Raw genomic sequence first — 6,992 nt, 5'->3', positions numbered from 1 at the left:
GCGACGTTGAAATATCGCAGGACGACGTAATGGAGGTCGTGCGCGGCGGCGGTGTCGCGCAGCATCCATTCCGACATCAGTTTGGACGCGCCATAGGGCGACATCGGCGCGGGGGCGATGTCCTCTCCCACCGGATTGACCGGTGGATTGCCGTAGACGGCGGCAGTCGACGAGAAGACGAAGCGCTTTGCGCCGCCATTGACCACCGCCTCCAGCAGGTTGCGGGTCTTCATCGTGTTCGAGCGGTAATAACCGAGTGGATCGGAAACCGAATCCGGCACCACGATCTTCGCGGCGAAATGGATGACCGACTGGACGCCGTGCTCCTTGATCAGACGTTCCACGAACGGCGTATCGCCGGCATCGCCCTCGACGAAACTCACGCCCGGAGGGACCGCCCAGCGAAAGCCCGTGGAGAGATCGTCGAGCACGATCGCCGGCACGCCGCGATCCACCAGGTTGAGGACCATGTGGCTGCCGATATAGCCGGCGCCGCCGGTAACGAGGACCGTCATGAAGTCATCCTTCTGGAGCGTGGCTGCGAGGTGGATTCGCGCAAAGCAACGGCTGATACTGCGAGCGCATGAACATACGCTCACGTGCGGCGCTATCGCACTGAAAAATAATCTAAATACCAGTCGACGAATGTGCTGACGCCCTTCTCTACCCGCGTCTCGGGACGGTATTGTGTCAGCGCTTCCAGGAGCGTCGGATCGGCGACTGTTGCCTCCACGTCGCCTTGCTGCATCGGCAGCATGTTGCGTTTGGCCGATCGGCCGAGCGCCTGCTCAATCGTCTCGACGAACGACATCAGCCCGACCGGCTCGCCGCCGCCAATATTGACGACACGCCACGGCGCGACAGGTGATAGCGTGTCCGCTGTGGAGACCGTCTTGCCCACCTCAGGCACCGCTTCAATTAGCCGGACGATCGCCTCGACGAGATCATCGACGTAGGTGAAGTCGCGCTTCATCCGGCCTTCGCCGTAGATGTCAATCGGACGGTCATTCAGGATCCCCTCGACGAACTTGAACAGCGCCATGTCCGGCCGGCCCCAGGGTCCGTAGACGGTGAAGAACCGGAAACAGGTCGTCGGGATGCCGAACAGATGGGCATAGGAGTGCGACATCGCTTCCATCGCCTTCTTGGTCGCGGCGTAGAAGGTCAGCGGGTGGTCGGCCTTGTCGCTCTCGCGGAACGGCATCTCCTCATTGGCGCCGTAGACCGAACTCGTAGACGCCATCAGCAAATGCTGCGGCTGTAGGGCACGGGCGAGTTCGAGGACGTTGAACGAGCCGGTGAGATTGGAATCCGCGTATGTACGCGGTGCCTCGATCGAATAGCGGACGCCGGCTTGGGCCGCGAGGTGGATGATGACGTCGGGTTCGGCAATTTCGGCCGCGCGGGTCAGCGCGGCCGAGTCCTCGAGCATGCCGATCTCGGCCCGGAAGCCATTGGAGCGCGCGAGGATCGCATGCCGCGCCTGTTTGAGGCGAACGTCGTAATAGGACGTCATCCCGTCGAAACCGGTCACGAAGTGACTCTCGTCGAGCAGGCGGCGTGCGAGATGGAAACCGATGAATCCGGCGGTGCCGGTGATCAGGAACTTCACTCGGCAGCCATCCCGACCCTGTAGTCTCGGCGGGTCGAGGTGCCGATACCGGTATAGCTGAAACCGAGCCGCTCGACATCGTCGCGGGCATAGATGTTGCGGAGATCGACCAGGATCGGCTTCGCCATCACCTCGCCGAGGCGGCGCAGATCAAGCGCGCGGAACTGGTTCCATTCGGTGACGATGACGAGGGCGTCGGCGCCTTCGGCGCAGTCGTACGGGCCCGTCGCATAGACCACGCTCGGATCGAGGAGGTGCTTTGCATGCGCCATGCCTTCGGGGTCATAGGCCTTCACCCTGGCGCCGAGATCCTGCAGGGCCTGAATGATGGCGAGCGACGGCGCATCGCGCATGTCGTCTGTATTCGGCTTGAAGGTCAGGCCAAGGATCGCGATCGTCTTGCCGCGGACATCGCCGCCACAGGCCGCCACGACCTTGCGCGCCATCGCCCGCTTCCGGGTGTCGTTGATCGCGACGGTGGCCTCGATCAGGCGGACCGGCGTGCCGGAATCCTGCGCGGTCTTGACCAGCGCAAGCGTGTCCTTCGGGAAGCAGGAGCCGCCGTAACCGGGACCCGCATGCAGGAACTTCGAGCCGATGCGGTTGTCGAGACCGATGCCGCGCGAGACTTCCTGGACGTTCGCGCCGACGCTTTCGCAGAGATCGGCGATCTCGTTGATGAAGGTGATCTTCATCGCGAGGAAGGCGTTGGCGGCGTATTTGATCAGTTCGGACGTGCGGCGCTGGGTGAAGAGAAGCGGCGCGCTGTTCAAGTAAAGCGGGCGATAGACCTCGCTCATGACGTCGCGGGCACGTTCGTCCTCAAGACCGACGACGATGCGGTCAGGTCGCTTGAAGTCGTCGATCGCCGCGCCTTCGCGCAGGAATTCCGGGTTCGAGACGACCGCGAAATCCGCGTTCGGCCGTTCCTGAAGGATGATGCGCTCGACCTCGTCGCCGGTGCCGACCGGCACCGTCGACTTCGTGACGACGACGGTGAAGCCCTGCATCGACCGGGCGATCTCGCGCGCGGCGGCGAAGACATAGGAGAGATCGGCGTGGCCGTCGCCGCGACGGGACGGCGTGCCGACCCCGATGAAGACGACGTCAGCCCAGGCGACCGGCTCCGCAAGCTCCGTCGAGAACGACAGGCGGCCCGCTTCGACATTGCTGGCGACGAGCTCGTCGAGACCCGGCTCAAAGATCGGAATCCGGCCCTCTTTCAGGGCCGCGATCTTGTCCGCCGCCTTGTCGACGCAGATCACATCATGGCCGAAATCGGCGAAACAGGCCCCGGAGACCAGGCCCACATAGCCCGAGCCAATCATCGCGATACGCATGGGCTTTCCTTTTGACTATGGATAATCGAGGTCGGGTCTGTTGCCGCTCGCCGATTGTACTCGTCGATTTCCGTCAAAACGCGTTGCGCGTCCTGACGACCTCAAAAACCGTTCGGAACATGATCGAAATGTCGAGCCAAAGGCTCCAGTGATTGATGTACCAAATGTCGTGTTGAATGCGCTGCTGCATCAGATCAACGGTAGCGGTTTCACCACGAAATCCGTGGATCTGTGCCCAGCCGGTTATTCCCGGCTTGACGTGCTGCCGGAATGCATAGTCGGCAAGCTCTGTCGAGTAATACTCATCGTGGGAAATCGCGTGCGGCCTCGGGCCGATCAAAGACATGTCGCCGATCAGAACGTTAATCAGCTGAGGCAACTCATCGATACTTGTTTTCCTCAGAAAACGGCCAATGCGGGTCACGCGATCGTCGTTTCGCTGCGCCTGCACAATCTTTGCGCCGTCCTCCAAAACGATCATCGATCGGAACTTGAAGATTTTGAAGGCGCGGCCGTTAAACCCTTTGCGTTTCTGTAAGAAAAAAACGGGGCCCGCCGAGTCTAATTTAACCGCGAGCGCCGTAATCACCAGCAGAGGTAGAAGAATCAGTATAGCAATGCTCGCAACGGCAACATCGATAATTCGCTTTGCTGCGCGCTCCTGCCAGGATAAAGGCGGACGGCGTATTTCGAACGAAGAAAGCTTGCCAATACGCTGTTGGTTATTGGTAAATAGTTCTGTCGTTTTCTCGTTCAAGACGAGCCGTACCGGAAGCGGAGCTGCGGACAAAAATCCAAGCAGCGGCCGAGCATGCCGGAGGCTGAAGCAATCCGCCGCGATGTAAATTTCATCGATATCGGAGCCGTGGATCTCAGCCAGCGCTGTTTCAGCGACCTGTGCCAGATGAGATGGTGTCGGATCGGCAGGAACATCGAAGCGGCGAGCGATATTGAGGCCGAAACGCCTCATCTCGGCGCGAGTGGAAGCTGCCGCAGCAACCGAACACTCGATCAAGGCAATTCTTGGCCCCTTAAGTGCCCCTCTCTCGAAAGCTCGCCGGATGATCGCTCGAACCCACACCCTATGCGCTACGAGAGCAAGGCCTCCGCCGAGGAGATAGTATGAGACTGCAACACGCGAGAAAGTACTACCCACCTTCAGGGCGAACACGAGCGCGGACAGAAAACATAAAGTTGCAATCCAACCGAACAACGTTTGCGCGATCTGCCGACGAAGCGCCAATAGCGCTTCCAAGTCATACAGTTGGCGCATGTGCAACAGCGGGATTAGAAGCGCGCAAGTACCGGCGGCGACCGCAAACCCACGGCCGATATCGGCCGACGCCAATTCCCTGGCCTGCAAAGTTTCGGCGGCAAAGCTAGCCCCGAAAATAAGGATTCCGTCGCTAAGAGCGATAATTGCACTGAGGCTGCGTGCCGAGAATGGATATCGCCATCCGACAGGCCGGAAAGTTAGGTTGTCAGCTTGCAGGTCGACGTACTTCATGGCACCCCCGCAACGGTTTCGAAATTCCTAACCCCGGTGATGTAACTAAAGGGGTTTTCGAGTCAATTTGACACTGCGCAAAATGATCTCTGGCATGCGTTTATTGCATGGTAACCTTACTATCTCGGCGAAGGTGTGACGGGGGTGCGACGCATCTGTGCTTGAGGAGCGATTTTACAAACTGTTTGCAATTTGACTGATCGGCTCTCGGACTTCTATAGCCGCGACAAAACGGCATTGCCCCTAAATTGAGCGGACAGATTACGTTGTCCTCAATGCCGATTTCTCCCTCTTATCAACGGAATGGTTCGCCTATGATTATTCCACTGGTTCTGTCAGGCGGTTCCGGCACGAGGCTTTGGCCAGCCTCCAGGGAAGCTCGTCCCAAACAATTTCTACCGCTCTTCGGTGATCGGTCGACCTTTCAGAGCACCCTATTGCGGTTCAAGGGGGATTCCAGTTTCGGTCGGCCAATCATCATGACCAACAGGGATCATCGCTTTTTAGTCAGCGAGCAGTTGTCCGAATTGGGAATTGAAGCCGACATCGTCCTGGAATTGACACGGCGGGACTCGGGACCAGCGATTGCTGCAGGAGCACATTTGGCAAGGAAGTTGCACGGTTCCGAGGTCATCATCGTCGTCGTTGCGGCCGATCACATGATCGACAATCCGGACGTATTCTCTCAAGCCTGCAAAACCGCCGCTGAAGCAGCCAAGAACGGACTGATTGTAACTTTCGGCATCACCCCCGACCACCCATCCGCGGCGTACGGTTACTTGGCGCCAGGGCCAGAAATTGACGGGTCTGAGGTAAGAATACTGGAGAGGTTTGTCGAGAAACCAGACACTCAGAATGCGGAAATCTTCATCGCACAAGGCTATCTTTGGAATTCCGGCAACTTCGTTTTCAGCCCGGATGTCCTTCTCCAGGAATACGCGAAACAAGACCCTGAAACGGAAATGGCAGCGGGCGAGGCTGTCGACAACGCCACGCCAGACCTCAACTTCCTGATCTTGGACGATAGCGCTTTCTCCAAAACGGCGGCCAAGTCGATTGACTACGCGGTTATGGAGAAAACGAGCCTTGCGGCTGTTTTACCGGTTCACTTTGGCTGGTCGGACGTTGGCAGCTGGAATTCGGTTTGGGCACTCTCCCCGCAGGACGGACAACACAATGTCTTGAAAGGTCCGGTGGTGTTATCGGATGCTAGGAACAACTTGGTCGTCTCGGATAAGCTCCTGACGGCCGTCGTTGGCGTAGAAGACCTCGCGATCATCGCGACCGAAGACGCTGTCCTAGTCGCCAAGAGAGAAGACGCAACCGCACTGAAGCGGTTGGTCGGAAAAATCCGCCAAACATTCCCAAACATCGCTGAACTCGGCGCACGCGTTCACCGCCCTTGGGGATCGTATCAGTCGCTAGACGTCGGAGAGCGCTATCAGGTCAAAAGGATCGTTGTTAAACCGGGCGGTCAATTGTCGCTTCAAAAGCATCATCATCGCTCGGAGCACTGGGTGGTCGTTCGCGGAACGGCGAAGGTCACCTTAGACGCTGTCCAGCGCATGGTTCATGAAAATGAGTCAATCTATATTCCTATCGGCGCCGTTCATAGACTAGAAAACCCCGGGAAAATCGACATCGAACTGATAGAGGTTCAAACAGGCTCCTATCTCGGAGAAGATGACATTATTCGTTTGGAGGATGTCTATAACCGGAACTCCGAAAGCACCAATTGACTTTTTGATGCAAAAAATTTGCTGATCCATCAAGCCGGATTAAATCAGAAGGTCTTAAGGCCACAGTTGCTGTCGGCGATTTCGATGACTGAGTACCGCTTTCCACTCTTTGCGTTCGAAATTAGCTTGGCTATGTGGGCTATGCTCTTTTGCGTTTTCGCAAAATGATCCGTGTGACGCCTTACTGACCGGTCAGAAGCATCAGCCTCGGCGGGCGTTCCCCGTCGATCCGAGTTCGCCGAGATGCTTCTCCCAGGCGAGTGCCTGGGCGACGATGGTGTCGAGATCGTCATAGGACGGCTCCCAGTGAAGATTGCGACGGATGCGGTCGGCCGCGGCGACGATCTTCGCTGGATCGCCCGGGCGACGGGGCGACAGGTTCACCTTGAAATCGACGCCGGAGACGCGCTTCACCGCGTCGATCACCTCCAGCACCGAATAGCCCTGCCCGTAGCCACAGTTCAGCGTGAGATTGGGTCCGCCGTTTTCGAGGTGATCGAGCGCGAGCGCGTGAGCCGCGATCAGATCCGAGACGTGGATGTAGTCACGGACGCAGGTGCCGTCGCGGGTTTCGTAATCTGTCCCGAAAGCGTCGAGCGCCTCGCGCTGGCCGAGCGCGGCCTGGACCGCGACCTTGATGAGGTGGGTGGCGTTCGGGGTCGATTGGCCGGAGCGGCCCTTGGGATCGGCGCCAGCGACGTTGAAATATCGCAGGACGACGTAATGGAGGTCGTGCGCGGCGGCGGTGTCGCGCAGCATCCATTCCGACATCAGTTTGGACGCGCCATAGGGCG

The 6,992-nt window shown here is 58.6% G+C and carries 6 protein-coding genes; 1 reads left to right on the top strand and 5 read right to left on the bottom strand.

The window, feature by feature from the left end:
• From ACFPFW_RS18580 to ACFPFW_RS18565, 4 genes are all read right to left on the bottom strand, one after another.
• Positions 1–515, bottom strand: a 515-nt coding sequence (locus tag ACFPFW_RS18580; protein WP_379771834.1) for an NAD-dependent epimerase/dehydratase family protein, incomplete at its 3' end; no start/stop codon positions are given.
• 92 nt (positions 516–607) lie between these two features.
• Positions 608–1,612 carry an NAD-dependent epimerase/dehydratase family protein gene (locus ACFPFW_RS18575; protein WP_114958770.1) on the bottom strand — a complete coding sequence of 335 codons (1,005 nt, stop codon included), beginning with the start codon at positions 1,610–1,612 and terminating at the stop codon, positions 608–610.
• A complete protein-coding gene (locus tag ACFPFW_RS18570) occupies positions 1,609–2,952 on the bottom strand; it encodes a UDP-glucose dehydrogenase family protein (protein WP_162799820.1) in 1,344 nt (447 codons plus the stop codon). Before ACFPFW_RS18570 ends, ACFPFW_RS18575 begins: the two co-directional genes overlap by 4 nt.
• A gap of 73 nt (positions 2,953–3,025) precedes the next feature.
• A complete protein-coding gene (locus ACFPFW_RS18565) occupies positions 3,026–4,459 on the bottom strand; it encodes an undecaprenyl-phosphate glucose phosphotransferase (protein ID WP_114958766.1) in 1,434 nt (477 codons plus the stop codon).
• A gap of 314 nt (positions 4,460–4,773) precedes the next feature.
• On the opposite strand from ACFPFW_RS18565, the gene ACFPFW_RS18560 reads away from it, so the two are divergent.
• The gene (locus ACFPFW_RS18560; RefSeq protein WP_114958767.1) at positions 4,774–6,198 is read left to right on the top strand and encodes a mannose-1-phosphate guanylyltransferase/mannose-6-phosphate isomerase; all 1,425 of its coding nucleotides are present in this window, start codon (positions 4,774–4,776) and stop codon (positions 6,196–6,198) included.
• 201 nt (positions 6,199–6,399) lie between these two features.
• Here ACFPFW_RS18560 and galE read toward each other — a convergent pair.
• Positions 6,400–6,992 (bottom strand): UDP-glucose 4-epimerase GalE (gene galE / locus ACFPFW_RS18555; protein WP_379771832.1); only part of this gene is annotated, 593 nt, incomplete at its 5' end.

The sequence above is a fragment of the Flaviflagellibacter deserti genome, from assembly GCF_042652085.1.
Lineage (GTDB): Bacteria > Pseudomonadota > Alphaproteobacteria > Rhizobiales > Methylopilaceae > Flaviflagellibacter > Flaviflagellibacter deserti.
The sequence above is the reverse complement of the archived record's forward strand: the minus strand, read 5'-3'. Positions and strand labels throughout refer to the sequence as shown.

What these genes read in the sequence shown, in the direction of transcription:
- ACFPFW_RS18560 (WP_114958767.1), top strand. Translation starts at nt 4,774, where the DNA reads ATGATTATTCCACTGGTTCTGTCAGGCGGTTCCGGCACGAGGCTTTGG.
- ACFPFW_RS18565 (WP_114958766.1), bottom strand. Translation starts at nt 4,459, where the DNA reads ATGAAGTACGTCGACCTGCAAGCTGACAACCTAACTTTCCGGCCTGTC.
- ACFPFW_RS18570 (WP_162799820.1), bottom strand. Translation starts at nt 2,952, where the DNA reads ATGCGTATCGCGATGATTGGCTCGGGCTATGTGGGCCTGGTCTCCGGG.